The organism is Pelomonas sp. V22, assembly GCF_030014915.1.
Classification (GTDB): Bacteria; Pseudomonadota; Gammaproteobacteria; order Burkholderiales; family Burkholderiaceae_C; genus JAUASW01.
Genome location: NZ_JAGIXS010000008.1, coordinates 184,845 through 211,793, shown reverse-complemented (window position 1 = coordinate 211,793; position 26,949 = coordinate 184,845). Strand labels below are relative to the sequence as shown.

At 69.8% G+C, this 26,949-nt stretch carries 23 protein-coding genes; 10 read left to right on the top strand and 13 right to left on the bottom strand.

Annotated features, from left to right (window positions below):
- Positions 1–21: 21 nt before the first annotated feature.
- Genes J7U46_RS21895 through J7U46_RS21885 form a run of 3 tightly spaced genes read right to left on the bottom strand, consistent with a single transcriptional unit; the run spans position 22 to position 5,043 of the window.
- Positions 22–1,449: a DUF3999 family protein gene (locus J7U46_RS21895; RefSeq protein ID WP_282829355.1), complete on the bottom strand. Its 1,428-nt coding sequence runs from the start codon at positions 1,447–1,449 to the stop codon at positions 22–24.
- The gene (locus J7U46_RS21890) at positions 1,446–4,256 is read right to left on the bottom strand and encodes a DUF2339 domain-containing protein (protein WP_282829354.1); all 2,811 of its coding nucleotides are present in this window, start codon (positions 4,254–4,256) and stop codon (positions 1,446–1,448) included. Before J7U46_RS21890 ends, J7U46_RS21895 begins: the two co-directional genes overlap by 4 nt.
- Before the next feature lie 34 nt (positions 4,257–4,290).
- Positions 4,291–5,043 (bottom strand): helix-turn-helix transcriptional regulator, encoded by a 753-nt coding sequence (locus J7U46_RS21885; RefSeq protein WP_282829353.1) that lies wholly within the window; start codon positions 5,041–5,043, stop codon positions 4,291–4,293.
- Between the two features lie 118 nt (positions 5,044–5,161).
- On the opposite strand from J7U46_RS21885, the gene J7U46_RS21880 reads away from it, so the two are divergent.
- The 3 genes from J7U46_RS21880 to J7U46_RS21870 are packed head-to-tail and all read left to right on the top strand — an operon-like array spanning position 5,162 to position 8,757.
- Positions 5,162–6,409, top strand: a complete 1,248-nt coding sequence (locus tag J7U46_RS21880; RefSeq protein WP_282829352.1) for an amidohydrolase family protein — start codon at positions 5,162–5,164, stop codon at positions 6,407–6,409.
- Positions 6,410–6,415: 6 nt separating this feature from the next.
- Complete coding sequence (locus J7U46_RS21875) at positions 6,416–8,314, top strand: MFS transporter (RefSeq protein ID WP_282829351.1); 1,899 nt, start codon at positions 6,416–6,418, stop codon at positions 8,312–8,314.
- On the top strand, positions 8,308–8,757 hold the full coding sequence (locus J7U46_RS21870) for a hypothetical protein (RefSeq protein WP_282829350.1): 450 nt from the start codon (positions 8,308–8,310) through the stop codon (positions 8,755–8,757). The genes J7U46_RS21875 and J7U46_RS21870 overlap by 7 nt, the downstream gene beginning before the upstream one ends.
- Positions 8,758–8,772: 15 nt before the next feature.
- Here J7U46_RS21870 and J7U46_RS21865 read toward each other — a convergent pair whose 3' ends face one another.
- On the bottom strand, positions 8,773–9,279 hold the full coding sequence (locus J7U46_RS21865) for a hypothetical protein (protein WP_282829349.1): 507 nt from the start codon (positions 9,277–9,279) through the stop codon (positions 8,773–8,775).
- Positions 9,280–9,315: 36 nt separating this feature from the next.
- Positions 9,316–10,443, bottom strand: coding sequence for a tRNA guanosine(34) transglycosylase Tgt (gene tgt / locus J7U46_RS21860; protein WP_282829348.1), 1,128 nt, complete (start codon positions 10,441–10,443; stop codon positions 9,316–9,318).
- 64 nt (positions 10,444–10,507) lie between these two features.
- Between tgt and J7U46_RS21855 the strand changes: the two genes are divergently transcribed.
- From J7U46_RS21855 to J7U46_RS21840, 4 genes are all read left to right on the top strand, one after another.
- Positions 10,508–11,314: a transporter substrate-binding domain-containing protein gene (locus tag J7U46_RS21855; protein WP_282829347.1), complete on the top strand. Its 807-nt coding sequence runs from the start codon at positions 10,508–10,510 to the stop codon at positions 11,312–11,314.
- A 10-nt stretch (positions 11,315–11,324) separates the two neighbouring features.
- Positions 11,325–12,074 carry a transporter substrate-binding domain-containing protein gene (locus J7U46_RS21850; protein ID WP_282829346.1) on the top strand — a complete coding sequence of 250 codons (750 nt, stop codon included), beginning with the start codon at positions 11,325–11,327 and terminating at the stop codon, positions 12,072–12,074.
- Positions 12,075–12,165: 91 nt separating this feature from the next.
- Positions 12,166–12,969, top strand: a complete 804-nt coding sequence (locus J7U46_RS21845; protein WP_282829345.1) for a transporter substrate-binding domain-containing protein — start codon at positions 12,166–12,168, stop codon at positions 12,967–12,969.
- A gap of 37 nt (positions 12,970–13,006) precedes the next feature.
- Positions 13,007–13,600, top strand: a complete 594-nt coding sequence (locus J7U46_RS21840; RefSeq protein ID WP_282829344.1) for a YigZ family protein — start codon at positions 13,007–13,009, stop codon at positions 13,598–13,600.
- Here the strand turns inward: J7U46_RS21840 and J7U46_RS21835 are convergent.
- Entirely contained in the window at positions 13,564–15,873 is a 2,310-nt protein-coding gene (locus tag J7U46_RS21835; protein ID WP_282829343.1) for a hybrid sensor histidine kinase/response regulator, read from the bottom strand. The two genes, J7U46_RS21840 and J7U46_RS21835, sit on opposite strands and share 37 nt — an antisense overlap.
- Positions 15,874–15,881: 8 nt before the next feature.
- Positions 15,882–16,931: a tRNA preQ1(34) S-adenosylmethionine ribosyltransferase-isomerase QueA gene (gene queA / locus J7U46_RS21830; RefSeq protein WP_282829342.1), complete on the bottom strand. Its 1,050-nt coding sequence runs from the start codon at positions 16,929–16,931 to the stop codon at positions 15,882–15,884.
- A 140-nt stretch (positions 16,932–17,071) separates the two neighbouring features.
- On the opposite strand from queA, the gene J7U46_RS21825 reads away from it, so the two are divergent.
- On the top strand, positions 17,072–17,452 hold the full coding sequence (locus J7U46_RS21825) for a hypothetical protein (protein WP_282829341.1): 381 nt from the start codon (positions 17,072–17,074) through the stop codon (positions 17,450–17,452).
- A gap of 48 nt (positions 17,453–17,500) precedes the next feature.
- Positions 17,501–19,564 carry an ATP-dependent DNA helicase RecG gene (gene recG, locus J7U46_RS21820; protein ID WP_282829340.1) on the top strand — a complete coding sequence of 688 codons (2,064 nt, stop codon included), beginning with the start codon at positions 17,501–17,503 and terminating at the stop codon, positions 19,562–19,564.
- Here recG and J7U46_RS21815 read toward each other — a convergent pair.
- Positions 19,554–20,498, bottom strand: coding sequence for an alpha/beta hydrolase (locus J7U46_RS21815; protein WP_282829339.1), 945 nt, complete (start codon positions 20,496–20,498; stop codon positions 19,554–19,556). The two genes, recG and J7U46_RS21815, sit on opposite strands and share 11 nt — an antisense overlap.
- A 140-nt stretch (positions 20,499–20,638) precedes the next feature.
- Positions 20,639–21,907 carry a cytochrome c peroxidase gene (locus J7U46_RS21810; protein ID WP_282829337.1) on the bottom strand — a complete coding sequence of 423 codons (1,269 nt, stop codon included), beginning with the start codon at positions 21,905–21,907 and terminating at the stop codon, positions 20,639–20,641.
- Between the two features lie 87 nt (positions 21,908–21,994).
- Here J7U46_RS21810 and J7U46_RS21805 point away from each other — a divergent pair, with 87 nt between their 5' ends.
- Positions 21,995–23,647: a hypothetical protein gene (locus J7U46_RS21805; RefSeq protein WP_282829336.1), complete on the top strand. Its 1,653-nt coding sequence runs from the start codon at positions 21,995–21,997 to the stop codon at positions 23,645–23,647.
- A gap of 15 nt (positions 23,648–23,662) precedes the next feature.
- Here the strand turns inward: J7U46_RS21805 and J7U46_RS21800 are convergent, their stop codons facing one another.
- From J7U46_RS21800 to panC, 4 genes are read right to left on the bottom strand one after another with little or no spacing between them, the layout of a single operon-like run.
- Positions 23,663–24,286 carry an ATP-binding cassette domain-containing protein gene (locus J7U46_RS21800; RefSeq protein WP_282829335.1) on the bottom strand — a complete coding sequence of 208 codons (624 nt, stop codon included), beginning with the start codon at positions 24,284–24,286 and terminating at the stop codon, positions 23,663–23,665.
- A gap of 5 nt (positions 24,287–24,291) precedes the next feature.
- Positions 24,292–25,362 carry a hypothetical protein gene (locus J7U46_RS21795; RefSeq protein ID WP_282829334.1) on the bottom strand — a complete coding sequence of 357 codons (1,071 nt, stop codon included), beginning with the start codon at positions 25,360–25,362 and terminating at the stop codon, positions 24,292–24,294.
- Between the two features lie 12 nt (positions 25,363–25,374).
- Positions 25,375–26,082, bottom strand: coding sequence for a peptidylprolyl isomerase (locus tag J7U46_RS21790; protein ID WP_282829333.1), 708 nt, complete (start codon positions 26,080–26,082; stop codon positions 25,375–25,377).
- 36 nt (positions 26,083–26,118) lie between these two features.
- A complete protein-coding gene (gene panC, locus J7U46_RS21785; RefSeq protein ID WP_282829332.1) occupies positions 26,119–26,946 on the bottom strand; it encodes a pantoate--beta-alanine ligase in 828 nt (275 codons plus the stop codon).
- Between the last annotated feature and the right edge of the window lie 3 nt (positions 26,947–26,949).

Here is a 26,949-nt window from a genome sequence, read left to right as displayed (position 1 = left end):
TTAGACAGGGTATTGCTTTGCTTATTCGCCGCCTGGTGCGCGCGGCGGCTTGCCGAGCTGCCCCAGCAGGCCGCGCGCCATCCAGGCGAGGCCGGCGACGGCGGCGATCAGCACGGCCCACAGCGCCCAGCGGCGGCGCGTGGCCGGGTCGGGGTCGGCGAGGCGCTGCTGCAAGCCGGGCTCGGCCTGGGCCTGCAAGGCGCCCAGGCTGGCCTCGGGCAGCTTGTATTCGTCGCCCGGCCGGTAGCCCGGCATCAGGCCGGCCAAGGTCGAGACCGACGCCGACGCCAGGCCGCTGCGGCCGACCGCCAGGCGGAACCCGCTGCTGCCCTGGCCCTGGGCCAGCAGCACCAGCTGCGGCGGCTGCCACTGCCACAGCGCGGGCAGGGCCTGGCCTTGCAGCGCCGTGGGCGCCTCGGCCACCAGGCGCCAGTAGCGTGCGGGCTCGGCGGCCAGCGGCTGGGCGGGCGAGCGCCCATCGACGCCGCCGCGCTGCATGCGCCAGGCCACGAAGTGGGCCACCGGCCGCCAGGCTTCGCTCTCGGCATTGCGCTGCTCGAGGCGCAGCCTCAGCAGCTGGTTGCCCTCGGGCAGTTGCAGGGCGAGGGCCTGGGGCGCGATCCGGCCTTGCAGGTCGAGCTGCCATTGCGCGGGCTCGCCGGCCACCGGCTCGAAGCGCAGGCTCTGTTGCTGCAGCGGCGTTGTCGTGACGAGGCGCCGGCTGAGCAGCAGCTGTGCGCTCTTCAGGGCGATGGGATCGTCGAAGCGCAGGCGCAGGTAGCGCGGCAGCGGCGCGCTCGAGGCCCATTCGATGCGGTCGATGCGGGGTGGATTGGCGGCCGGTAGTTCGAGCAGCAGTCCCTGGCCGCTGGCACTCCATTGCTGGCCATCGTCGCTGCGCTCGATCTGGACGGCCCTGGCGAGGCCCTTGGCGCTGCTCGGCCAGTCGAACTGCAGGGCGAGGGCGCGCTCGTCTTTCAGGCCCTGCAGGGCGCTCAGGTCCAGCAGCCATTGGCGGGCGCGGCCATCGGCGGTGGGGGCGGGCGCGCGGGCGGCCGGCAGTTGCAGGCTGAGGAGCCTGCCTTCGCTGCTGAGCTGCAGCCGTACCGGTGCGCCGTCGGTGCTCCCGGTGGCGCCTGATTCAGGCCAGGCAAACACCGGCAGGGCGACGTCGCGCTGCTGTTCGCTGGCCGTGACCGGCAGGGCCCAGGCCTGCGGCACCGCGCGGCCTTCGGCATCAAAGATGCGCACATCGGCGAGGCCGCTGCTGCGCGAGGCCTGCAACACGGACCAGGGCAGGGCGAGACGTTGCAGCGCTTCGCCCGGCTTCAGCTGCAAGGGCGCCACGGCCGAGAAGGACTCGGGCCGCGACTCAGGCCGTTCTGGATCGGCGGCAAGACCTGACCCCGCAAACAGCAGGGCCAGCGCCGCCAGCATCAGGCGCTTCATGCGGCCTCCTTCTGCGCCGCCGGCGGCAGCGGCGCGACATAGCCGATCACCAGCATCAGGAGGCCCACCGCCATGAAGGAGACGATGCGCATCAGGCTGGACAGGCTGGACAGGTCGACCAGGAAAAGCTTCAGCACGACAGCGCCCAGCAGCACCGCGCCCACCATCCAGATGGGCCGCGCCTGCGCTGGCGCGGCACGGCGTGTGGCCCAGCTCATCAGCACCAGGGCGGTGAGGGTCCACAGCACGGTCAGGCCGGTCAGCACGAGGCCGGAGGACAGCGCGCCATCCAGCCACAGCGGCGCGCCGCCCCAGTGGTGCAGGCTGCGCACCAGCAGCGAGTTCAGCCACCAGAACACGAGGCCCGGCAGCAGCCAGCGCGGCGCGGCGTTGCCCGTCTCGCGGCCCAGCTTCAGCGCATAGAGCAGGGCGAGGCCATGGCCCAGGTCCAGCGGGTTCAGCAGCGGCAGGTAGGACAGCGGCGCCATCCGTGCATCGCAGACCAGGTTGACTCCGAGCACCCACAGCACCAGCAGCGCGGCCCAGGGGCGCAGCAGCGCGCGGCGGTAGAGCGTGAGCCAGCGCTCATCCAGCAGCGGCCAGCGTGGCGGATCGATGCGGGCGAGCAAGGCGAGGCAGAGCAGCGTGGGCAGCAGGATGGCGGCCGCGGGTGTCCAGCCCTCGTGGCGGGCCACCGCATGGGCGGCCAGGCTGTAGAGCCAGCTGCCGCCATGGATGACCGCGAACCAGGCCAGCGCGATCTGCTCGGCGCCGGCGGCCGGGCCGGCCGAGTCCTCCGCGCTGCGACGCTTTCGCAGCATCCAGCCGCCCAGCAGCAAGAGACCCACCGCCTCGGCCCAGCCCCAGCTCGCCGCATAGCGATGCCAGCCCGAGTCGAAAGACCAGCCAACAAGCCAGCCGGTCAGCGAGGCCAGCAGGGCCGGGAGCATCAGCACCCGCGCCGCGCCCAGCAGGGCCGGCCAGGCGAGGCGCCGGCGCAGCAGCTCGGCTGCGCCCGCCAGCGCGGCCGACCACAGCGCTACCAGGCTGGCTTCATCCAGCGTCTGCTGCTGCCAGTGCAAGAGCTCGGCGATGCCGCCGGCCCAGAGCTGCCCGAGGCCGAGGGTCAGCATCAGCACCTCGGGCATGGGCGTTCCCAGCGGCGGCGGCAAGGTCTCGTCGCCTTGCCGGGCCCGCTGCAACAGCTGCGCGCTGCAGAGGGCCGCCAGCACCGGCAGCAGCAAGGCCAGGAAGCCGCTGTTGAGGAACAGCCAGTGGCCGCCGCTGAAACCGGCCGTTGACCAGAAGCTCAAGCAGGCCAGCCACTGCAGCAGCAGCGCAAGGCCGGCCGCCCACCAGCGGCGCTGGCGCAGCGCCACCCACAGCACGCCGAGGCCCTGCAGGGCCCAGGCGGCGCCGGTCCAGCGAGCGTCGAGGGCCAGCGGCATGACCAGCGCAAGGAACACGAGGCCGAGCGCCGCCAGGCCTTCGATCAGCAGGACCAGGCGCTCACCGACGCGCCGCCACAGCAGCTGGCCGAGGAACAGGTAGAGCCCGGCCAGGGCCGCCGCGCTGAACGCGAGGGCCAGGGGCTGCCCCTTCAGCATGCCGGCCTGCAGGCCGAAGGCGACGATGGGCGTGCCGAACAGCAGGCCGCCATCGACCAGGGGCAGGCCGGGCGCGGCGCGCTCCTCGGTGAGCCGCAGCGCGTACTGCACGGTGATGAACAGGTAGAGCAGGAAGTGCGCGATCAGGAAGGGCTCGACGCTCCAGAACTTCTCATCGCCGTAGCCGCGCAAGCCCCATGCTGAGGCGATGCCAAAGGTGAACAGAAAGCCCTCCAGGTTGAGCAGCTTCCAGGCCTTGCGGCGCGCAATCGCCGCGATGGCCAGATTCAAGAGCAGGTAGTAGCCGAACAGGGCCACATGGCTGCCCTGGCCGGTGGAGGTGAGCACCGGCGCGAGGAAGGCGCCGCCAAAACCCAGCACGGCCAGCGGCAGCGCGTCCTGGCGCAGGGCCAGCACCGTGGTGATCACGGCCATGGCCGCGAGCAGGCCGAAGCTGAGGCCGGACGGCAGCAGCTGGTAGAGCCGGTAGGCCGCGAACAAGGCCAGGTAGACGATGCCGAGGCCCGCGCCCTGCAGGCTGAGGCCATAGCCGCGCCGATTCGGCGTCAGGCGCAGGCCGAGGCCGGTCAGGATAACGCCGCCCAGCACCACACCGGCCAGGCGAACCTCGATCGGCACCGTGACATGCTCGGACGCATAGCGCAGCAGGAAGGCCACGCCGATGAAGAGGATCAGCACGGCCGCCCGCACGATGGTGTTGCCGCCGCGCAGCCAGGCCTGCAGCGAGGCGCCGAGCGAGCTGGTGATGCTGGGCAGATGCTCCTGCTCATCGACCCGGGGCGCGGGCCGTGGCCGCGGGGCGGGTGCTGGCGCCGAGGGCAGTGGCATGGGCACTGTGTCGGGGCCGGTGTCGCCTTCGTTGTGGGCCTGGGCGAGGGCGGCTTCGGGCTCGGACTGGGGCTGCGGCATCGGCACCGATGCCGGCACTGCAGCAGGCACGGGCACCGGCAGCGCCTCGGGTGGACGCTGCATCGTCGCCTCGGGCGGGACCCTCGCCGCGCGCGGCTCCTTCTTCAGCGCCTCCACCTCCTTTTGCAGCGCGGTGACCCGCAGCTGCAAGCGCCCCAGCAAGCCTGCACCGACCGCAGCCAGCACGGCCAGCGCGCCCTCGGTGCTGCCGAACAGGCCCTTGATGAACCAGGCCAGCATGAAGCCGGCCAATCCCCATATCCATGCCATCGAGTCTCTCCCTGCTTGTGTTGTCTTGTGGGTCTCAGCGCCGCATCTTCGCCGCACGCTGCAGATGGCGGAAGTGCTCGAACAGCCAGGAGCGCATGCCCAGCACCAGCGTGTAGGGGCGCTTCTCGGCCTCGGGCAGCTTCTGGTCCAGCAGGTGCTGACGCGCAAAATCCTCGGCCACCTGCTGCAGCCGTGCCGCCAGCTCGCGCGCCATCGCCGGGCTCAGCTGGCCATGGACCAGCATCAGCAGATCGCCGTCGCCGTCGAAGCCGCCCGAGAAGAAATCCAGCATCACCGACTCGCGGAAGAAGTTCATCACCGGCCCCTGCGGCCGCCAGCGGAAGGTCTTGGCCACTTGCAGCTTGTAACGATTCAGCGGCCGCAGCTCGATGATGCCCAGGCGGTCCAGCTGTGCGAGGTAGCGCGTGGCCTCGGCCTCGCTGATCACATAGCTGGCCACGATCTGCTCGAAGGTCCACTGGCTCAGGCAGCAGATCGCCATCAGGAGCAGCTTGGCATCGGCCACCACGGCCTTCTCCTGCGCCAGCGTGAGCTCGCGCCGCAGCGGCTCGGCAGCCGCGACCTTGCGCGAGAGCTCGGCAAAGTCGGTCTTCAAGGCGCGGCAGATCTCGTCCACGCGCGACAGCGGCATCTCGCCGCCGCTGGCGAACATGCGCTTCACGCTGGATTCCGACAGGCCGAGTTCGGCCGCCAGCTGCGCATAGCTGAGGCCGGCGATCTTGAGCTCGGCCTTGATCAGGTCCACCAGGGTCTGGGTGCTTGGCATGGCGCGACGGTAGCGTAAAACGATACCGCCCACCTCGGTGTTTGCTACAGCCGCAAAAGAGCGGCCCTGCCGGCCAGCCCCGCCGCGAGCATCGCGCTCCATCAAGGAGAGCCCTGCGATGCAGACGAGAAGACACCACCTGATGTGCTGCGGCGGCGCGGCAGCCGCCGGCCTGTTCAGCGCCCTCACGGGCCTGGCCGGCACGGCCCGCGCGAGCAGCCTGATCAACCCCTGCCGAGGCACGCTGCCCACCCCACTGCGCGAGCACCCGCTGTTGCAGCGTTGCTGGCAGGGCCTGGACGCGCGGGAACTGTGGGATGTACACGCCCACCTGCTCGGCACCGGCGACTCGGGCTCGGGCTGCCGCATCGATGCGCGCATGACGCAGTGGTGGCATCCGGTGGAGAGCCTGCGCCGCAAAGTCATCCTGGCCGGCGCCTGCGTGCCGCCCGATGCGGTGAGCGTGGACCAGGCCTATGTGCAGCGCCTGCAGCAGCTGGCCGCCGACTTCCCGGCAGGCGCGCGCTGGCTGCTCTATGCCTTCGATGAAGCGCTGGATGGCGAGGGCCAGGCCCGCCCCGAATGGACCAGCTTCCATGTGCCCGACCGCCATGCCGCCCGCGTGGCCGCCGCCACGCCACAGCGCTTTGCCTGGGTCTGTTCTATCCATCCCTACCGCGAGGACGCGCTGGCCCGGCTCGATGCCGCCATCCGCGGCGGCGCGGTGGCGCTGAAGTGGCTGCCGAGCAGCATGAACATCGACCTGCGCGATGCCCGTTTGCGCCCCTTCTACGACCGCCTCGCGGCCGGGCGCCTGCCGCTGATCATTCATTGCGGCGAGGAGAAAGCCGTGCCCGGCGCCGGCCGCGACGAGCTGGGCAATCCGCTGCTGGCCCGACTGCCGCTGTCGCATGGCGTGCGGGTCATCATGGCGCATTGCGCCTCGCTCGGCGACGCGCTGGACCTGGACCAGGCGCGGCCGCGCCTGGTCAGCGCCTTCTCGCTGTTTGCGCGCCTGATGGACGAGCCGGCCTGGCAGGGCTTGCTGCTCGGAGATGTATCGGCCCTGTTTCAGTTCAACCGGCGCCCGGAGGTCTGGCACACGGTGCTGGCCCGGCAGGACTGGCATGGCCGGCTGCTGCATGGCTCGGACTACCCGCTGCCCGGCGTAGGGCCGCTGTACCGACTGGGCGGCCTCGTGAAGGCCGGCTTGCTGGCCGAGTCCGACCACGCGCCGCTGGAGCAGATCCGCGAGCACAACCCGCTGCTGTTCGACCTGGCGCTAAAACGTGTCGTGCGCTGGCAGGGCCAGGTCTTGCGGCCCGAGGTGTTTGCTACCCGTCGTCACTTTCAAGCCGTATCCTGAGGCCCCATGAACCAAGCCCCCCACAGCAACCAGTTCGCCCTGCTGGGCCAGCGCCGTTTCGCGCCGTTCTTCTGGACCCAGTTCCTCGGTGCGGCGAACGACAACCTCTTCAAGTTCGCCTTCACCGTGCTGGTGACCTACCAGCTGAGCGTGGAATGGCTGCCGCGCGCCCAGGCCGGCATGGTGATTGGGGCGGTCTTCATCCTGCCCTATGTGCTGTTCTCGGCCACCAGCGGCCAGCTCGCCGACAAGCACGACAAGACGCGCCTGATCCGCTTCATCAAGTCGCTGGAGATTGCCATCATGGCCATCGCTGCCTGGGGCTTCTTCGCGGTGAACGTGCCGGCCCTGCTGGCCTGTGTGCTGCTGATGGGCCTGCACTCCACGCTGTTCGGCCCGGTCAAGTACGCCTACCTGCCGCAGCAGCTCAGCGAGCGCGAGCTGACCGGCGGCAACGGCATGGTCGAGATGGGCACCTTCGTGGCCATCCTGCTCGGCAATGTGGCGGGCGGCCTGCTGATCGCCACGCCAGGGGTGGGCGCGCAGCATGTGGCCATCGCCTGCCTGGGTCTCGCCGTGTTGGGCCGGCTCAGCGCTCAAGCCATACCGGCCAGCCCCGCCGCCGACCCCGGGCTCAAGATCAACTGGAACCCGGTCAGCGAGACCTGGCGCAACCTGAAGCTGGCCCATGAGCAGCTGGCCGTGTTCCGCTCGCTGCTGGGCATCTCCTGGATGTGGTTCTTCGGCGCGGTCTTCCTGTCCAACTTCCCGGCCTTCGCCAAGGACGTGCTGCATGGCGACGAGCAGGTGGCCTCACTCCTCCTGGTGGTGTTCTCGGTGGGCATAGGCGTGGGCTCGCTGCTGTGCGAGCTGATCTCGCGCCGCCATGTGGAGATCGGCCCGGTGCCGCTGGGCGCCATCGGCATGAGCGTCTTCGCCATCGACCTGTACTTTGCCTCGCGTGGCCTGGCGCCCGCTTCCTCGCTGACGCTGGCGCAGTTCCTGGCCGATCACGCGCACTGGCGCGTGCTGGCCGACCTGTGCCTGCTGGCCCTGTTCGCCGGCCTCTACAGCGTGCCCATGTATGCGCTGATACAGCTGCGCGCCCAGCCCTCGCACCGGGCCCGCATCATCGCGGCCAACAACATCCTGAACGCGATCTTCATGATCGCCAGCTCGCTGCTGGCGGGCGCGCTGCTGGGCCAGGGCCTGACGATCCCGCAGCTGTTCCTGGTCGTGGGCCTCGCGAATGCAGTGGTGGCGGCCTACATCTTCCTGATCGTGCCCGAGTACCTCCTGCGCTTCGTGGCCTTCGTGGTCTCGCGCCTGGTCTACCGCTTCAAGGTCACGGGCGACGAGCACATCCCCACCAAGGGCGCGGCCGTGCTGGTCTGCAACCATGTGAGCTTCATCGACGCGGTGCTGGTGATGGCCGCTTCTCCGAGGCCGATCCGCTTCCTGATGGACCACCGCATCTTTGCCCTGCCGCTCTTGGGCTGGCTGTTCAAGCTCGGCAAAGCCATCCCCATCGCGCCGCAGAAGGAAGACCCCGCCACCTACGAGGCCGCCTTCGCCCAGGCCCGTGCCGTGCTGGACGACGGCGAGCTGCTGTGCATCTTCCCGGAAGGCGGCATCACGCGCGACGGCCAGCTGCAACCGTTCAAGGGCGGCGTGATGAAGCTGCTGGAAGGCCGCGAGACCCTGCCGGTCGTGCCCCTGGCCCTGACCGACCTCTGGGGTTCGTTCTTCTCGCGCATCGAGCGCGGCGAAGCCATGGTCAGGCCCTTCAGGCGTGGGCTGTGGAGCCGCGTGGGCCTGGTGGCCAGCGCGCCGCTGGTGGCGAGCGAGGTGTCGCCGGAACTGCTGCAGGCCAGGGTGCAAGACCTGCTGGATAGGCCGTGCTGAGCGCGGGTGAGCATCGCCGCGCGGCCGTCCGTGGTCTGCGCCGGGGCGTGCTGCTGCTGGGGCTTTCCATGCTGGTGGCCTGGGGGCTGCTCAAAGGCGCGGAGGCGGTGATCATGGCCGGCAAGGTCAACACGGCGGACCATGCCGTGGCGCGCGAGGTGTCCGAGCGCGCCTGTGATCCCGACCTCTGCCCGACACGGCGTGCCGAGCTCGGCTCACCCGAGCGTCCTAGGCTGTACTTCAATCCACGCAAGAACCGTGTCGAGCTGATCGCCTATGGCCTGCTCGACGTCGCCGCACAGCAGCGCGTCATCGACCGGCTGCGCGCTCCCTTGCCGAGGCCGGTGCTGCTGCGCTTCTACGAGCGCGAGATCATGGTGGCCGCCCAAGGCGGCTACATGCACGGCAAGGAGCGCCTGCTCCGCGAAGTCGAGCTGCGCTGATCGCGCCGGCGGGTCTCAGGCCGCGCCTGAGGCAAACATCCGCTTCAGCGCCCGCCGCACCCGCAGGCGTATCGCCCGCGCCAGGCGCCAGGCGCTGCTCGCGCGCACCCAGGCGAGCAGGCCCTCTTTCCAGGTGGTCCAACGCGCATAGAGCCGGGCGAACCAGGGCAGGCTCATCAGGGCCGGCTGGGTCAACGCAAAGAGGCGCGCGACGATGGCTGTGCCGATGACCTTGGCCAGCACGATGACCGCGAGGCCGAGGCCGGCGCGGCCCAGGCTGATCAGCCAGACCGCAAACAGCTTGACCGGCAGGAGCAGCAGCCCCGGCAGGAAGAAGACCACCAGAGCCGCATAGGGCGGCAGCCGCTTGATCAAGGCCTCCAGCTGGCGCAGCACCGGCAACTGGCCAAGCCAGGCCATCGCCCGCTGCAGCGGCGCCCAGCCCCATTCCTCGAACAGGATCAGCAGGGCCAGGACGAGGCGGAAGGCCCAGCGCAGCGGCTTGAGCAGCGTCTTCAACATGTCGCGATCATGCCTCGCCGCAATACCCCTGCCGGATTACACCCCGCGCGCGCGGTCCGCGTGGAACTGCAGCCGCCAGGCATCGAGCCCGCCCGCATCCAGCGCCTCGCGCTGCTCCTTCATCAGGTTGAGGAAGTAGTGCAGGTTGTGGATGCTGGTCAGCATCGGGCCCAGCATCTCGCCGCAGCGGTCGAGGTGGTGCAGGTAGGCGCGGCTGAAACTCTTGCAGCAGTAGCAAGTGCAGGTTTCGTCCACCGGCCGCTCGTCGGTCTTGTAGCGGGCATTGCGCAGGCGCAGGTCGCCGAAGCGGGTGAACAGATGGCCGTTGCGCGCATTGCGGGTGGGCATCACGCAGTCGAACATGTCGATGCCCTGGCGCACACCTTCCACCAGGTCTTCCGGCGTGCCCACGCCCATCAGGTAGCGCGGCTTGTTGGCCGGCAGCTGGTGGCCGATGTGGTCGAGCACGCGCAGCATGTCTTCCTTGGGCTCGCCGACCGAGAGGCCGCCGATGGCATAGCCGGGCAGGTCGAGCGCGGCAAGGCCGGCCAGCGAATGGTCGCGCAGGTTCTCGAACATGCCGCCCTGCACGATGCCGAACAGCGCATTGGGGTTCTGCAGCTTCTCGAATTCGTCCTGGCAGCGCTTGGCCCAGCGCAGGCTCATTTCCATCGAGGCGCGGGCCTCGCGCTCGGTGGTCAGCTTGCCCTTGCTTTCGTAGGGCGTGCATTCGTCGAACTGCATGACGATGTCGCTGTTCAGCACGGTCTGGATCTGCATCGAGATCTCGGGCGTGAGGAAGAGCTTGTCGCCATTGACCGGCGAGGCGAACTTGACGCCTTCCTCGCTGATCTTGCGCATGTCGCCGAGCGACCAGACCTGGAAGCCGCCGCTGTCCGTGAGGATGGGCTTGTCCCAGCTCTCGAAGCGATGCAGGCCGCCGAACTGCTTCATGATGTCGAGGCCGGGCCGCATCCACAGGTGGAAGGTGTTGCCGAGGATGATCTGGGCGCCCATCTCCTCCAGCGAGCGCGGCATCACGCCCTTGACCGTGCCATAGGTGCCCACCGGCATGAAGATCGGCGTCTGCACGACGCCGTGGTTGAGGGTGAGCGTGCCGCGGCGGGCGCGGCCTTCGGTCTTGAGCAGGTCGAACTTCAGCATGATGGGCCGGATTGTCGCAGCCCTCGCCGCGCGCCTACACTGGGCCGCAATGAGGTTCCCGGCGATGTCCCTGCTGCGCTCCTTGCGAATCGGCCTGTGCTGCCTGGGCCTGTTGCCCACCGTCGCCGAGGCCTGCGGGCCTTACCGCCTGGCCTTCTACGAATACGCATCGCTCTATCACCGGGAGGCCGACGGCCAGTACCGTGGCATCGACAAGGACCTGGTCGAGGAGCTCGCGCGGCGCACGGGCTGCCGTTTCGAGACGACGCTGGAGTCACGCGCCCGTACCTGGGCGCTGATGGCCTCGGGCGGTCTCGACCTGACGGTCTCCGCCCTGATCACCCTCGAGCGTGAACGGCAGTTCGAGATGCTGCCCTATCTGCAGTCGCGCCGGGTCGTGCTGCTGCAGTACCGCGCCGTGCCGGCCACGGCCGAGGCCTTTCTGGCCGACCCGACGCGCCGACTGCTGATGGTGCGATCGGCCCGCGATGGCCCGCAGATGGAGGCCCTGCTGGCGCCGTTGAGGCAGCAGGGCCGCATCGTCGAGGCACCCGACCAGCCCAGCGCGATCCGTGCCTTCAAGGCCGGCCGCGCCGACGCCCTGCTGATAGGCGCCACCAGCCTGGCTCTGCTGCGCCAGCAGGATCCTGACTTCAGGAGCTACGAGACGGCCGTCTGGGCGCCCGCGGAGCGCGTGGTCGCTGCGCTGGCGATCTCCCGCGAGCGGGTCAGCGAGGCCGATCGCACGCGCTTGCGCGCCGCGCTGCTGGCCATGCGCCGTGACGGTGGCCTGGACGCCATCGTGCGCCGCCATCTGGGCGACAAGCTGGCCCAGGCCATCCACCTGCTCGAAGGCGAGGCGGAGCGGTGAGCCGATCGGAATGCTGAGCCGCCGCCCCCTGCTTGCTCTCGCCGCCGCGCTGCCGCTGGCTGCGCGGGCTGCCCGTCCGCAGCTGTCGGCTTTCGGTCACGCGCTGCCTCCGCTGGCCTTCGAGCAGGACGGCAAGCCCAGCGGCCTGGCCGTTGAGCTGCTGAAGGAGATGGCCGCCCTGGCCGGCATGAACCTGGAGCTGGCCCTGCAGCCGCGACTGCGCGCCGAGAAGTCCTTCCTGGAAACGCCCGACAGCCTGCTGTTCCCGCTGGCCCGTCTGCCCGAACGCGAGCAGCGCTTTCGCTGGGTCGGTCCGATGCTGCCGCGCCGGGTGGCTGTCTACGCACTGGCCGGCCGAAGCGACATCCGCTGGCGAGGCTTCCGCCAGCTTGAGGGCCTGCGTCTCGGTGCCACGGCCGGCACGGCCACGCTGGAGCAGCTGCTGGCCGATGGACTCAAGCCTGGCAAGGAGCTGGAGGTTTCGCCCAGCTACGAGGCCAGCGTGCGCAAGCTGCTGGCCGGCCGCATGGAGCTGCTGGTGATCGGCGACATCAACCTCTACTGGCAGCTGCGCCAGCTGCAGGAGCCGCCCGAACGCGTTCGCGAGGTGGCCGTGCTCGATGCCTCGACCGACTACTGCTTCGGCCTGCGCCTCGAGAGCCTGCCGGCGCAGGCCGAGGCCTTGCAACGTGCGCTGGAGCAAGTGCGCCGCAGTGGTCTGCTGGACAAGCTCAGGCGCAGCTACGGGCTGCCCGGCTAGCCGTGGCGGCAGCGGTCTACACTCGGCCGCAGGGAGCTTCAGCCAGAACCCGCTCAGCGGGCGGTTGATCCAGACGAGCAAGGAGCGGCACATGCCGGCCTTTCGCCGACGCCTCGCCTTCCGGGCCTTGGCCCTGATGCTGTGCGCCCTGCCGGGCGCTGGCGCGCTGGCTTGCGGTCCCTACCAGGTGGGCATCGTCGAGCATGGACGTGCCGCCTACCGCGATGCCGCGGGCCGGCCTGTGGGCGTGGACCATGACCTGGTCGAGCAGTTGGCCCGGCGCAGTGGTTGCGCGCTGAACGTCAGCCTGGAGTCGCCGGCCCGCATCTGGGACCAGTTCACCAAGCAGGGCATCGCCCTCGCCACGTCCATCATCGTCACGCCGGAGCGGGCCCGGCTGGGCGAGATCTGGCCCTATGCCCAGGCGCGCAACCATGCGCTGCTGCAGAAAGACCTGGCCGAGCGCGTGAACGGCCCCGAGGCCTTCCTGGCCGACCCTCGGCTGCGGGCGGTGGTGGTGCGTGCCAATCGCCATGGCCCGCAGATCGACGGCTGGATCGTGACGCTGCGCGCCCAGGGCCGTGTGCATGAGGTGGCCGACTACGCCTCGGCCCTGCGCACGTTCAAGGCGCGTCGCGCGGAGCTGATGTTCATCACGCCCGGCAGCTTGCGCACCGACCTCTACCCCTGGCTGGCCGAGATGAGCCTGCAGGACTGGGCGCCGCAGGACGATGTGCGTGTGGGCCTCCTGGTGGCGCGCGACAGCGTCAACCCGGCCGACCATCAGCAGCTTCAGCAGGCCTTCAAGGCGATGCGCCGCGATGGCAGCGTCGACGCCATCCTGCGGCGCCACATGGGCGAGGCGCTGGCCCGCCGCGTCAGGCTCGACGAGTGATGAAGGAGAAGGAGGGCCTGGGCCGACAATCGCGCCCATGCCCGCCTGCCTTGCCGCTCCCGTCCACAGCGAACTGATCATCAAGAAGAGCCGCTTCATCGGCTGCGTGGAGCCCTGTGCGGGCCGCGAGGCGGCGCTGGTCCGGGTGGCGGCCTTGCGCGAGCAGCATCCTGGCGCCGCCCATGTCTGCTGGGCCTTGCTGGCCGGCGGTCAGTCGGCCGCCAATGACGATGGCGAGCCCGGCGGCACGGCCGGCCGCCCGATGCTGGAGGTGCTGCGCCATCAAGACCTGGAGCTGGTGCTGGCCACCGTGGTGCGCTATTGGGGCGGCATCCGCCTCGGCGCCGGCGGCCTGGTGCGGGCCTACACCGATGCCGTGGCCCAGGCGCTGCTGACGGCCGAGAAGATTCCGCTGGTGAAGCAGGCACTGCTGCGCTGCACCTTGCCCTATGCGCAGGAGGGCCTGATGCGGCGCGAGCTGGAGCTGGCGCGGGCCCAGCTGGGCGAGGTGCTGCATGGCACGCAGGTGGAGTTCAGCTTCAGCCTGCCGGAGCCGACGGCCGCCAGCTTCGTGGCGCGGCTGAACGAGGCCACTCAGGGCCGGGTCGGCTGGCTCAAGTCGGACGGCTGAGGCGCCAGCAGGCGCTCCAGCGCCGCCATCAGCGCCTCGGCGCGGAAGGGCTTGTGCAGCACAGGCACGCCGCTGGCTTGCAGCTTGGCCAGTTGTTCGGGGGCCGTGTCGCCGGTGATCAGGAGGGCAGGCAGGTAGCCGCAGCGCTCGCGCGCGGCCTGCACCAGGGCGATGCCGGTGATGTCGGGCAGCCGCTGGTCGCTGATCAAGAGGTCGGCAAACAAGCCCGCTTTCTCGGGGTCGTGGGGTACGGCGGCCAGCAGGTGCTGGCCGCTGTCGTAGGCCAGCACCGTGGCGCCCCAGGCCTGCAGCCGCGCCTTCAGGCTGGCGCGCACCGCGTCGTCGTCCTCGACCAGCAGCACCCGCATGCCCACCAGACTGAGCGGCAGCGGCTCGGGCTTGGGCGGGGCCGGCGTCTGCACGGGGCCGGCGCAAGGCAGCCACAGGCTGAAGCAGCTGCCCGAGCCCAGCCGCGAGCTGAGGCTCAGGCGATGCTCCAGCAGCGTGGCACTGCGCCGCACGATGGCGAGGCCGAGGCCCATGCCGCCTTCGGGCCGGCGCTGGCGGGCCGGGTTGTCGACCTGCACGAACTCTTCAAAGATCACTGCCTGGTCGCCCGGGGCGATGCCCACGCCGGTGTCCCAGACCTGCAGCAGCACGCCGCCCTGACGCCGGCGCGCCGCCACCAGCACACCGCCCCAGCGCGTGTAGCGCAGCCCGTTGCTGACCAGGTTGCGCAGGATCTGCTCCAGCAGCACGGGGTCGGAGCGGACGGCGAGATCGGTCGGCCGGAAGCGCAGGCGCAGGCCGCGGCTGCGCGCGTGGTCGGCCTCGTGCACCGCGATGGCGTCGAAGATCGGCTGCAGGCGCAGCGGCTGCACCGAGGTGCGCGTGGTGCCGGCATCCAGCCGCGAGAGGTCCAGCAGGCCGATCAGCAGGCGCTCCAGCGAGCCTACGGCCTCGATGATCTGGTCCAGCATGCGGCGCTGCGGCACCGCCTCGATCTGCTCGCGCAGCAGGCCCACCGACAGGCCGATGGCCACCACCGGCTGGCGCAGGTCGTGGCTGGCGCTGGAGAGGAAGCGGCTCTTGGCCGCGTTGGCCAGCTCGAGGGCCCGCGTGCGCTGGGCCACGCGCAGCTCCAGGTCGCTGTTGAGCTGCTGCACCTCGGCCATGGCATTGATCATCCGGGTGATCAGGGTCCAGCCGAACAGGCCCAGCACCACCGGCATCAGCATGGGCATCCAGTAGCGGTCCATCACCGAGGTGTAGCCCTGGTGATAGAAGTAGTCGTGCACGCTGGCGGCCAGGGTCAGGGCCAGGCCCACGGCAAAGGCGCGGTAGGACTGCCAGCCCTGGTCGCGCCCGTGGCGCAGCACCAGCGGCAGGGCCGGCAGCGAGACGGCCAGCATCAGCGGGAAGGACCAGGCGCGCATCCACTGCAGCAGGTTCCAGGGCAACAGCACGGCGGCCAGCACCGGCAGCCCCACAGCCGTGGCGTACAGCAGGCGGCGCCACCAGCGCAGCTGCCGGTTGGCCAGGGCCATGACCAGCTCGCCCAGCAGCAGGGTGGAGACGGCAAACGAAGTGAAGTACAGCCAGTCCGCGAACGCATGGCTGTTCATCGGGTTGTGCGTGAAGTAGCTGTAGTTGCGCACCGAGGACAGCAGCCACAGCGCGCCCACGCAGCCGATGGCCACCTCGGAACGACGCCGCCACCAGATCAGGAGCATGAAGGCCGACAGCGCGGCGCCGCCGATGTTGAGCCAGCGCGGCAGGTCGGCCCACATCATCTCGGCGCGCTCGAACTGGCCGGCCATCTCGTCGGCCGGCCCCAGGTTCAGCACCGAGAGGCCGGCGCGCGGGCCGTTGTCCACGCGCAGCTCCAGCGTGTTGATGCCGGGCCTCAGCATCATCGGCGGGATGCCTATCCACAGCGTCTGCATGCGGCCGCGCTGCTGCAGCGCGTCCTGGCCCAGGTCGCCGCTCAGGTGCTGGCCGTTGATCCACAGCTCATGGGCGTTGGACAGCCGCTCGGCCCACAGCGCCCAGGGCAGCTGCGGCCGCGCCTGCAGCTCGAACTCGAAGCGGTAGATACCGCGGCTGCCGGTCGCGAGCCCGCGCTGCACCCAGCTGTCGGGCAGTTGCACGGTCTTCCAGGGGCCGTCGACGCTGGTGGCGAACTCGGCCAGCGTCAACCGGGTCACCGCCTCATGCTGAGCCCCAGCCGGCAAGGCCAGGCACAGCAGCAGGGCGAACAGCCAGGCACGCATGGCGGGCTTCAGTCGCTGCGGCGGCTCAGCAGCATCGCGTCGCCGTAGCTGAAGAAGCGGTAGCGCTCGGCGATCGCGTGGCGATACAGCCTGCGCACGGTGTCGTAGCCGGCCAACGCGCTGACCAGCATCATCAGCGTGCTCTTGGGCAGATGGAAGTTGGTCAAGAGGCCGTCCACCACGCGGAACTGGAAGCCCGGCGTGATGAAGATCTCGGTCTCGCTGGCGCCGGCCTGCAGCGTGCCGCCGCGTGCCGCCGACTCCAACGCCCGCAGGCTCGTGGTGCCCACCGAGATCACGCGGCCGCCGGCAGCACGCGTGGCGGCAATCGCCTCGACCGTGGCGGCCGGCACCTCGAACCACTCGCTGTGCATCTTGTGATCGGCGATGCTCTCCACCCGCACCGGCTGGAAGGTGCCGGCGCCAACATGCAGAGTCACGCTGGCGGTCTGCACGCCGCGCGCGGCCAGGGCCGCCAGCACGCCTTCATCGAAATGCAGGGCGGCGGTCGGTGCCGCCACGGCACCTGGGTTGCGGGCAAAGACGGTCTGATAACGCCGCACATCATCGGCCGAGTCCTCATGCTCGATGTAGGGCGGCAGCGGCACATGCCCATGGGCTTCGAGCAGCTGGAACGGATCGGCCGAGAAGCGCAGGTGGAACATGCCGTTGTCCGGCCCGCAGCGGCCCAGCACCTCGGCGTCGAAGGCCTCGGCAAACCGGACCGTCGAACCCGGCTTCGGAGACTTGCTGGCGCGCACATGGGCCCAGACCTCGTGCGTGCCCGGCAGCACGCGCTCGACCAGTGCCTCGACCGCGCCGCCACTGGCCTTGTGGCCGTAGAGCCGGGCCTTGATCACCTGCGTGTCGTTGAAGACCAGCAGGTCGCCGGGATTCAGCAGACTGGGCAGATCGCGGAACACGCGATCCACCGGCTCGGCCGTGCGGCCATCGAGAAGGCGCGAGCCACTGCGCTCGGCCGCCGGATGCTGGGCAATCAGTTCAGGCGGCAGCTCGAAATCGAAATCGGCGACCGTGTAGGAGCGGGGCAGGGACATGGGATTGAGGGCCGGACGGACCCGTACCAATGGGGTTGGGCCGCGATTCTCCCATGCGCAGGCTGCTTGAGCCTGCTCAAGGAAACCCGCCCCGCCCGGTGAGAGCATGGACCTATCGACCCACTCAGCAAGGAGATTCCATGTCGCTGTTCCACGCCGTCGCCTGGCTCGATCACCAGCAGGCCGAGGTCCATCAGTTCGACGACAGCCACGTCGAGAGCGAGAAGATCAAGGCCCGTTCCCAGCATTCGCGCAGACACGGCAGCGCGGTTCGCACCGAGCACGAGTTCTATGCCGAGGTCTGCACCGCGCTGGAGGGCATTGCCGAGGTCCTGGTGTGCGGCAACAGCACCAGCCTCAGCGATTTCCGTCACTACGTCGTCAAGCACCGGCCGTCGCTGCAGGAGCACATCGTCGGCTTCGAGCCGGTGGACAAGCCCAGCGACGGCCAGTTGCTTGCTGCGGCCCGGCGCTACTTTCGCAAGCATGACCGGATGGCAGGTACGCCGGCGCCGGTCTGAGTCGGCAGGGCGCTCTCGGGCCGCCCGCGCTGCGGCGAGAATCCGCCCATGCCCGAGGCTCCCGCATCTGTCAGCGCCACCGCCAGCAAGCCCAAGTCCGCGCCGCGCAAGGCCATGGAGCGGCTGGGCCTCGTCCGCGACATCGACCTGGCCCTGCACTTGCCGCTGCGCTACGAGGACGAAACCCAGCTGACGCGCATAGCCGCGGCACGCGAGGGCGACACGGTGCAGTGCGAGGGTGAGGTGATCGCCTCGCGCATCGAGCTGCGTGGCCGGCGCCAGCTGCTCGTGACCATAGAAGACGAGAGTGGCGAGCTGCTGCTGCGCTTCCTGAACTTTTATCCGTCCCAGCAGAAGCAGATGGCGCAAGGCCAGCGGCTGCGCGTGCGTGGCGAGCTGCGGGGCGGCTTTTTCGGGCGCGAGATGGTGCATCCGGTGGTCAAGGCGGTGGACGATGACACGCCGCTGGCGCAAGCCCTGACCCCCGTCTACCCGGCCGGCGCGGGCCTGCCGCAGAGCTATCTGCGCAAAGCCATCGAGGCGTCGCTGAAGCGCGCGCCGCTGGAAGAGCTGCTGCCCCCCCGCACCGTGCCGCCGCAGCTGCCGGCGCTGCGCGAGGCGCTGCATTTCCTGCACCACCCACCGCCGCGCGTGCCGCTGAGCACGCTGGAGGACCACACGCACCCAGCCTGGCAGCGGCTCAAGTTCGAGGAGCTCCTGGCCCAGCAGCTGAGCCAGCTCAAGGCCCAGCGCGAGCGCGCCCACCTGAAGGCGCCGGCCCTGCGCGCGCGCCGCGAAGGCCTGCCCGAGCAACTGCTGCGCCATCTGCCTTTCCAGCTCACAGGCGCGCAGCAGCGTGTGGTCGAGGAGGTGGCGCAAGACCTGGCACTGCCGCAGCCCATGCACCGCCTGCTGCAGGGCGACGTGGGCTCGGGCAAGACCGTGGTGGCGGCGCTGGCGGCGGCAGTCTGCATGGACGCCGGCTGGCAATGCGCGCTGATGGCGCCGACCGAAATCCTCGCCGAGCAGCATTTCCGCAAGCTGATCGCCTGGCTGGAGCCGCTCGGTATCCAGGTGGCCTGGCTGACCGGCTCGGTCAAGGGCAAGGCGCGCCAGAAGATGCTGGACGCCGTGGCTTCTGGCGAGGCCAACCTGGTGGTGGGCACGCATGCGGTGATCGAGGACAAGGTCTCGTTCGCCAAGCTGGGCCTCGCGGTGGTCGACGAGCAGCACCGCTTCGGCGTGGCCCAGCGCCTGGCCTTGCGCAAGAAGCTCGCCTCGCAGGCGCTGGAGCCGCATCTCTTGATGATGAGCGCCACGCCGATACCGCGGACGCTGGCGATGACCTACTTCGCCGACCTCGACGTGAGCACCATCGACGAGCTGCCGCCCGGCCGCAGCCCCATCGTCACCAAGGTGTTCGGCGACGCCAAGCGCGACGAGGTGATCGCCAAGATCCGCGATGCGGTGGAGCAGGGGCGGCAGGTCTACTGGGTCTGCCCGCTGATCGAGGAATCGGAGGCGCTGGACCTGAAGAACGCGACCGACACGCATGCCGAGCTCTCGGCGGCGCTGGCCGGCCAACCGGTGGGCCTCTTGCACGGCCGCATGCCGCCGGGCGAGAAGGCCGCCGTGATGGCGCAGTTCAGCGAAGGTGCGACGAAGGTGCTGGTGGCGACCACGGTGATCGAGGTCGGCGTCGATGTGCCGAACGCGAGCCTGATGGTGGTGGAGCATGCCGAGCGCTTCGGCCTCTCACAGCTGCACCAGCTCCGCGGCCGCGTGGGCCGGGGCGCGGTGGCCAGCGTCTGCGTGCTGCTCTACACCGGGCCCTTGTCGGACACCGGCAAGTCGCGGCTCAAGGCCATGGCCGAGACCACCGACGGTTTCGAGATCGCGCGCCGCGATCTCGACATCCGCGGGCCCGGTGAGTTCATGGGCACGCGTCAGAGCGGTGCCGAGCTCTTGCGCTTTGCCGACCTGCAGGAAGACGCGCCGCTATTGAAAGCGGCGCGGGCCCTGGCACCGCGCCTCTTGGATGAGCATCCGGAAGCGGCCCGCCGCCAGGTCGAACGCTGGCTGGGCGGCAAGGCCGAGTTCCTCAAAGCTTGATGAAGTTTTTGACTTCCTTGATGAGCCAGTCGGCGTCGTCCCACATCAGGAAGTGGTAGCCGGCTTCGCTCAGCTTGATGTCCACGCCTTTCAGGTTGGCGTACTGGGTTTCAAAGATCTGGCGCGTGCTTTCCTTGGTGGCGCCCATGGGCTGGTAGGCGGCCCAGGAGCCGAGCAGCAGCGTCGGCACCTGGATCTTCTTGAGGGCGGGGCGCAGGTCCGTGCCCCACAGCTCGGTCATCGATTGAGCTGTCGTGGCTCGGTCGCTGGCCAGGCCCCATTCGGTGATGCGCTCGGCACCCTTGGTGCTGCGCGTCATGCCGGGCGCCATCATGCGGATCTGGTTGGCGCTTTGCTCTTCGCTGGCCGCCAGCATCTGCTGACGCATGGCCTGCAGCATGGGCTTGACGCTCGCTTCCGTGGCATTCGGGTCGCGCGCCGCGCCCATGAAGGCCAGGGAATCGACGATCACCAGGCGCTCGAAGCGCGTTGGCGCCTCGCTGCCCAGCATCAGGGCCAGGGCGCCGCCGAGGCTGTGACCCATCACCACCGGCTGTGCCAGTTTCTTGTCGTCCACATAGGCCAGCAGCTCGTCGCGCATCGTGCTCAGCCATTGCTCCTTCTGCACCGGCTTGGCGCCGGCGAAGCCCGGCAGCTGGACGATGTGGCATTGCACTTGCGGCTGCAGGGCGGCGCAGGTCTCGGTCCAGACCGAGGCGGCGCTGTTCAGGCCCGGGATCATCAGCACCGGCTTGCCCGTGCCGACCACCTGCACCTGCAGGTCGCGGAAGCTGGTGGCCGGCGCAGCTTCCGGCGTGGCCGCCTGGCTGCGGCCGCTGCTGATGCCGGTGATGATGGCGATGGCCAGGATGAACCAGGGGGCGCGGGTCTTGAAACCGGTCTTGAGGCTGGCCTTGAGCGGGGTCTTCTGCATGATGTTTTCTCCTCCTGTGGGTTGACAGTGGAGCGGACTGTGCCGGGCCGCCTGCCGGCCAGCCGCCGGCCTGCGACGAATGGCAAGCGCGTGCGATCAATGGCGGATGGCAGGGGCGATCGGCAGGCAGCCCCTGCGGGTCAGCGACAGAGGCTGCTGGCCGGCGGCGTGCCGGTCACATGGCCGTCGCTGAGCGTGCGCAGGAAGCACTCCAGGTCCTGCAGGTCCAGCGCGGTCATGGGCGGCTTGTCACCGGGCTTGTGGCCGTTGAAGGGCGCCTTGGTCGAGAGGTTGGCGCGGTAGCGCGGCGGCAGGTCGTCGAACTTCCGCACCTGGCCGGCCTGGCTCGGGTACCAGCGCTCGGGCTGGGTGTCGCGCGTGTTGTAGAAGTCCAGCACCTGGGCCAGCGTGCTGAAGATGCCGTTGTGAAAGAACACGGGCCGCTGCGCCACGTTGCGCAGGCCCGGCGTGCGGAACAGGCCGCAGAGGTCGTCGCGCTGGGCCAGGTCCGTGCGCTGCGGGCCGCAGAGGCCGAGGTCGAAATAGGCCGGGTTCTCGTTGGCCGGGATGCTGGCATTGCGTGGCACGCCGAGGGCGGCATAGCCGAAGTTGGTGAACAGTGGCGGCTTGCCGCCGACCGGCGTGTCGTCATGGCAGGCGACGCAGGCGCCGCGTGCCGGGTCGCGGAACACCTGCTGACCGCGCAGCTCGGGCGCCGTAAAACGCTCGCGGCCGGACTGCACCTGGTCGAACTTGCTGTCGTAGGGATGCAGGCGCGGGTCTTCCTGCTGGAAGGCCTGCAGCGCCTGCTCCAACTGCGCCACGGTGGTGGCTGCGTCGGCCGTGCTGCCGAACACGGCATTGAAACGGGGCGCGATCACCGAGGCGCGGATGCGCCGGCCCAGCTGATCGGCATTGGCGTTGTCGAACTCGCGCAGGTTGAACAGCACGCCATGCGATTGCGCTGCCAGCGAGTCTTCGCGGCCGTCGGCGGTCAGGCCGCCACTGAGCGTGCTGATCTCGAAGACCGGCTGGCGCTCCAGGTAGCGGATCGAGGGGGACGAGCGCAGGCCGAACTCGGTCTCGAACTGGCCGCCAATCTGCACGGCCAGCGCATTCGGTGGGCCATGAGCGAAAGCCGGGTCGTGGCAGGTGGCGCAAGACATGCGGCCCGAGCCCGACAGGGTGCGGTCGTTGAAGGCGGCTTCGCCCAGCTGCGCCAAGGCACTGAGCGCGGGCGGCGGGGCGGGTGCCGGTGTCGGGGCCGGCGCGGGAGCTGGCGATGGCGCCGGGCTGGGCGCGGCGCTGCCGCCTCCACCGCCGCAGGCCGACAGTGCCAGCAGCCCAGCGAGCAAGCCGACTTGCAGGCCGGCTGGCCGACCCTGGTGTTTGTGCGATCTGCATTTCATGGCGGGCCGATGCTACCCTCTGCCGCCCCAAGTCCGTGCCTCGACGCGCGGCGGCTTGATCAAGCATTCAGATGGAGGAGACGCGCCTTGAACGAAGCGATGAAGACCCGCCGCGAACTGCTGGCCCTGGGCTTGCCCGTGTTGCTGGCCGGCTGCGGCGGTGGAGGCGGCAGCGCCGCGCCGACGCCCGCACCCGCACCCGCACCCGCACCCGCACCCACGCCGGCACCCACGCCTACTCCCACGCCGGCACCCACGCCCGCTCCCAGCCCCACCCCCGTCGCCCCGGCCTGGGCCGGCTATGCCGGCAACGCCCAGCACCAGGCGCTCAGCAGCGTCGCCAGCCAGCCGCTCAAGCGCATCGTCTGGAGCAAGCCGGTTGACCTGGCGCCGCCCTATCGCACCGGTGGTGCGCTGCTGATCCACTACGGCTCGCCCGCCATCTCGGCCGCCAACACGGTGCTGCTGCCGGTCAAGACCAGCACGGCCGGCGACTTCCAGGTGCGGGCCTACCTGGGCAGCAATGGCACGGAGCTGTGGACGCAGGCCACCGCCTATTCGCTGCCTGCCAGCAGTTGGACGCCCAGCTTCAACATCGCGCTGGACCGCAGCAAGCGCGTCTACATGCCCGAGTCCGGCGGACGCCTGCTGCGCCGCGACGACGTGGACCTGGCCACCGGCGCCGTCACCCGCATCGCCTTCTACGGCAATGCGGTCTACACGGCCAATGCAGCGGCCCTGGATGTGCAGGTCAAGATCAACACGCCGCTGACGGTGGACGACGCCGGCAATGTCTTCTTCGGCTTCATCGCCACGGCCGGCAACCCGGCCAACTTGAGCAGCGGCTTTGCGCGCGTTGCGGCCGATGGCACGGGCCTGTGGATGGGCGCGGCCGCGCTGGCCGGCGACAACGCCATCTCCAAGCCGGCGATGAATGCGGCGCCGGCCCTGTCGCTGGACCAGAAGACGCTGTACGCGGTGGTCAACACCGCGCCGGTGAGCGGCCAGATCCAGACCGGCTACTTGCTGGCCCTGGATGCCACCACGCTCACGCTGAAAGCCAAGCAGGCGCTGCGCGAGCCGCGCAACAGCGGCCTGGCCTACATCATCGACAGCTCCACCGCCTCGCCCATGGTCGGCCCGGATGGCGACGTCTACTACGGCGTGCAGGACGGCGTGCGCCAGGACCACAACAGCCGCGGCTGGCTGCTGCACTTCGACGCGCTGCTGGCCACCGCCAAGATCCCCGGCTCCTTCGGCTGGGACGACACGCCCGCTATCGTGCCGGCCAGCGTGGTCACGAGCTACGCCGGCAGCTCCAGCTACCTGTTGCTGGTCAAGTACAACAACTACTTCGGCATCGGCAGCGGCGATGGCCAGAACCAGATGGCGGTGATCGACCCCTTTGCCTCGCAGGCCGACCGCTTCGTCGTCGGCGCGCCCGGCGTGCAGGTGATGAAGGAGATCCTGCTGGTCACCGGCCCGACGCTGGATGCCGACACCCCGGGCGGCGTGCGCGAATGGTGCGTCAACACGGCCGTGGTCGACCCGAAGACCGGCTCGGCCCTGGTCAACAACGAGGACGGCCGCATCTACCGCTGGGACCTGCGGACCAACCAGCTGACCGAGGCCGTCAAGATGAACGACGGCATAGGCCAGGCCTACACGCCGAGCCTGATAGGTCCGGACGGCCTGGTCTACGCGATCAACAACGCCCAGCTGCACGCGATCGGCAGCTGAGCGATCGCTCGGCGCTCAGCTCGCGGCGATCTCGATCACGGCGCTGGGCTCCACGCCCAGGGCCTCGTGACTGACCACCAGGCAGAGTCGCTCGCTCCAGCGGGCGGCCTCGGCCAGTGCCTCGCGCAGATGGGCGTGTGAGGCGGCATCGAGCGCGATCAGCGGTTCGTCCAGCAGCAGCACCCGCGTGCCCAGTGCCAGCGCTGCCGCGAGCGCGGCCTTGTGCTGCGTGCCGGTGGACAGGTTGCGCAGCGGCTGATTCAGGAAGGGCTGCAGGCTGAAGCCCTCGACATGGCGTTGCCAGGCAGACGCGTCGGCATGCGGGTAGAGGCGGGCCAGGAAGCCGAAGCGCTCGGCCGGGCTCAGGTGCTCGAACGGCGGCGGTTCGGCGGCGACGAAAAAGACCTGGCGGCGGTAGTCCTGCGGCTGCTTCACAAGGTCGATGCCGGCAATGCAGGCCGTGCCCCATTGCGGCTGCAGCGCACCGGCCAGCAGCTTGAGCCGCGTCGACTTGCCCGTGCCATTGGGGCCGCGCAGCCAGCAGAGGCCGGGGCCGAAATCCTGGCTCCACAGGTCGACGATGCGGCGCCGCTCGTAGGCAAAGCTGAGCGAGGTGGTGGACAGCAGCGGGGTGTTCATCAGCATCAGCCCTTCAGGCATTCGGTGGCCAGCACGATCCAGACGGTGAGGAAGAGCAGCCAGCGGGCGGCGCGGACCTCGTCGCCGGCGCGGCCGGCGGCAGCGGGCAGGTAAAGCGTCAGCGCCGGCGCCAGCAAGCCCGCCGCGAGAAACAGCGGGCCGGCCAGCGGCGCGAGCGACCAGGGGCCGCACATCAGCATCGCCACGAGCAGCGGCCAGGCCAGCAGGGCCGGGCTCAGGGCCAGCAGGTGCTGGGCGTGATGCCATGCCTTGGCGGGCAAAGGCAGAGGCAGACTGGCGTCGGCCAGCGCCTGCAGATCGCGCCGGGCCAGGGTCATGCCGCGGCTGGCGCTCAGCAGGGCGATGCCGGCATAGGCGGCCAGCCACCAGCGCAAGTGCTCCGGCACCAGCCAGGCTTGTTGCAGGCACAGCAGCAGGGCGGTGAAGCAGGCCACGAGCCACAGGCCGAGGGCCCGGGCGGGGCCGCGCCACAGCGGTATCAGCAGCAGGGCGACCCAGACACGCGGTTGCCTGGACGCGGCCGTCCCGATGGTCAGCAGCTGTCCACGCCAGCGCCGCGGCTGGCGGCGCCAGCGCAGCAACAGCACGCCGAGCACCAGGCCGAGCAGCAGCGAAGCGAGCAGGGCCAGGGCGGAGCCGAGCCAGAGGCCGCGCATCCAGGCCGGCGCATGGAGGCGCCAACTGATCCAGGAGGCGAGGTAGAGAAAGGCCAGCGGTGCCTGCGTCAGCGCCACCACGGCGGCATCGGCCGTCCAGGCCGCGGTTCGTGCCAAGGGCAGGGCGCGCTCCGCCTCCATCCAGCGCCGGGGCAGCAGGGCCTCGCGCAAGGCCCAGGCCAGCAGCGTGGCGATCAGCGCATGGCCCGCCACGACGGCCATGCCAGGCAGGGCAGTCAGGCTGACCGCCCAGAACAAAGGCAGGGCCGGCCAACCAATGGCCTGGCCGGCGTAGTTGCCGAGCAAGGCCGCGAACACGGCCACGAAGGCGCCCCAGCGGCGCGCCAGGGCCCACAGCGCCGCCGCGCTGTAGCGCACGCGCATGTGGGCCGGGCTCATCTCAGAGCCTCATCACTTCAGCTGCTGGGCCCAGTACAGCAGCACCTCGGTGGCGGGCACTTCGGCGTTCGACACCCAGCGTGCCTCGACATTGATGGCGTCGATGGTGGGCAGGCCCGAGATCACCTTGCCGAACACGGCGTAGCCATTGCCGGTGCTGTCGCAGATCAGCTTGCCGAAGTCCAGGCAGCTGCTGTTGTCCACGGTGTTGAAGAAGAACTGCGAGGTGGCGGAGTTGGGCAGGTCGGTGCGGGCCATGGCGATGGTGCCGCGCACGTTGGACAGGCCCTTGTTGCTCTCCAGCACGATGGGGTTGTAGGTCGCCGTCTTGGCGTAGCCGCCGGTGATGAAGCCACCGCCCTGCACGACGAAGTCGCGCGGCACGCGGTGGAACACCGTGTTGTTGTAGAAGCCGTCCCGCACATACTTGAGGAAGTTGGCGACGGTGGCCGGCGCCTTGTCGGCGTAGAGCTCGATCACGACTTCGCCATCGCTGGTCAGCATGCAGACGGTGGCCGAGGCGGTGCTGGCGTTGGAGGCCGCAATGCCGGCGGCGCTGCAGGCCGTGGTGGGTGCCGTGGGCTTGGGATTGGGCTTGACGGCCACCGGCGTGGTCGTGCCGCCGCCGTCGCTGCCACCACCACCGCCGCAGGCGGACAAAACGAGGGCAGCAGCCAGCGCGACCGCCGAGGCGGCCAGGGTCTTCTTGTCGAAACTCATGGGATGGGAAGAAATCCGTTAGCAGGAAGCCCGACTTCAGGCTTCGATGTTGTCGATCAGGCGCGTGGCGCCCAGCTTGGCTGCCGCCAGGGCGACCAGCGGCTCACCCTCAACGGGACTGCCGAGGTCGCGTTGACGGCGCAGCACCACATAGTCGGGTTGCCAGCCATGTGCGGACAAGTGTCGCAGGGCATCCGCCTCGAGCTGGGCGAGATCGCGCTCGCCGCCTTGCCAGCGTGCGATCAGCGCGCGCAGCGTGGCTGATAGGCGCAAGGCCTCGGCCTTCTCGGCATCGCTCAGGTAGCCGTTGCGGGATGACAGGGCGAGACCCTGCTCGCTGCGGCAGGTCTCGCCGCCAATGATCTCGATCGGCAGGGCCATCTGCGCCACCATGCGGCGGATGACCATCAGCTGTTGGTAGTCCTTCTTGCCGAACACGGCGATCTGCGGCTGCACGATGTTGAACAGCTTGTGGACCACGGTGCTGACACCGGTGAAGAAGCCGGGCCGGAAATGGCCTTCCAGCATGTCGGCGAGCTCGGCCGGCGGCTGCACCTTGTAGCCTTGTTGCTCGGGATACAGCTCGCGCTCATCCGGCGCGAACACGTAATCGCAGCCGGCACCCTCCAGCAACCGGCAGTCGTTCTCCAGCGTGCGCGGATAACGGTCGAAGTCCTCGTGCGGCAGGAACTGCAGGCGGTTGACGAAGATGCTGGCGATGACCGGGCCTGGGGTCGCGGCACGCGCCTGGCGCACCAGGGCCAGATGGCCCTCATGCAGATTGCCCATGGTCGGCACGAAGGCGCGGCCGGTCTTGCCTGCAAGCTCGGCGCGCAGCTCCGCGATGGTGTGGACGATTTTCATCAA

Coding starts and splice junctions, on each gene's coding strand:
- J7U46_RS21810 (WP_282829337.1), bottom strand. CDS start 21,907: ATGAAATGCAGATCGCACAAACACCAGGGTCGGCCAGCCGGCCTGCAA.
- J7U46_RS21795 (WP_282829334.1), bottom strand. CDS start 25,362: ATGAGCCCGGCCCACATGCGCGTGCGCTACAGCGCGGCGGCGCTGTGG.
- recG (WP_282829340.1), top strand. CDS start 17,501: ATGCCCGAGGCTCCCGCATCTGTCAGCGCCACCGCCAGCAAGCCCAAG.
- J7U46_RS21790 (WP_282829333.1), bottom strand. CDS start 26,082: ATGAGTTTCGACAAGAAGACCCTGGCCGCCTCGGCGGTCGCGCTGGCT.
- panC (WP_282829332.1), bottom strand. CDS start 26,946: ATGAAAATCGTCCACACCATCGCGGAGCTGCGCGCCGAGCTTGCAGGC.
- J7U46_RS21855 (WP_282829347.1), top strand. CDS start 10,508: ATGTCCCTGCTGCGCTCCTTGCGAATCGGCCTGTGCTGCCTGGGCCTG.
- J7U46_RS21875 (WP_282829351.1), top strand. CDS start 6,416: ATGAACCAAGCCCCCCACAGCAACCAGTTCGCCCTGCTGGGCCAGCGC.
- J7U46_RS21865 (WP_282829349.1), bottom strand. CDS start 9,279: ATGTTGAAGACGCTGCTCAAGCCGCTGCGCTGGGCCTTCCGCCTCGTC.
- J7U46_RS21825 (WP_282829341.1), top strand. CDS start 17,072: ATGTCGCTGTTCCACGCCGTCGCCTGGCTCGATCACCAGCAGGCCGAG.
- J7U46_RS21885 (WP_282829353.1), bottom strand. CDS start 5,043: ATGCCAAGCACCCAGACCCTGGTGGACCTGATCAAGGCCGAGCTCAAG.
- J7U46_RS21835 (WP_282829343.1), bottom strand. CDS start 15,873: ATGCGTGCCTGGCTGTTCGCCCTGCTGCTGTGCCTGGCCTTGCCGGCT.
- tgt (WP_282829348.1), bottom strand. CDS start 10,443: ATGCTGAAGTTCGACCTGCTCAAGACCGAAGGCCGCGCCCGCCGCGGC.
- J7U46_RS21890 (WP_282829354.1), bottom strand. CDS start 4,256: ATGGCATGGATATGGGGATTGGCCGGCTTCATGCTGGCCTGGTTCATC.
- queA (WP_282829342.1), bottom strand. CDS start 16,931: ATGTCCCTGCCCCGCTCCTACACGGTCGCCGATTTCGATTTCGAGCTG.
- J7U46_RS21895 (WP_282829355.1), bottom strand. CDS start 1,449: ATGAAGCGCCTGATGCTGGCGGCGCTGGCCCTGCTGTTTGCGGGGTCA.
- J7U46_RS21880 (WP_282829352.1), top strand. CDS start 5,162: ATGCAGACGAGAAGACACCACCTGATGTGCTGCGGCGGCGCGGCAGCC.
- J7U46_RS21850 (WP_282829346.1), top strand. CDS start 11,325: ATGCTGAGCCGCCGCCCCCTGCTTGCTCTCGCCGCCGCGCTGCCGCTG.
- J7U46_RS21840 (WP_282829344.1), top strand. CDS start 13,007: ATGCCCGCCTGCCTTGCCGCTCCCGTCCACAGCGAACTGATCATCAAG.
- J7U46_RS21800 (WP_282829335.1), bottom strand. CDS start 24,286: ATGAACACCCCGCTGCTGTCCACCACCTCGCTCAGCTTTGCCTACGAG.
- J7U46_RS21845 (WP_282829345.1), top strand. CDS start 12,166: ATGCCGGCCTTTCGCCGACGCCTCGCCTTCCGGGCCTTGGCCCTGATG.
- J7U46_RS21815 (WP_282829339.1), bottom strand. CDS start 20,498: ATGCAGAAGACCCCGCTCAAGGCCAGCCTCAAGACCGGTTTCAAGACC.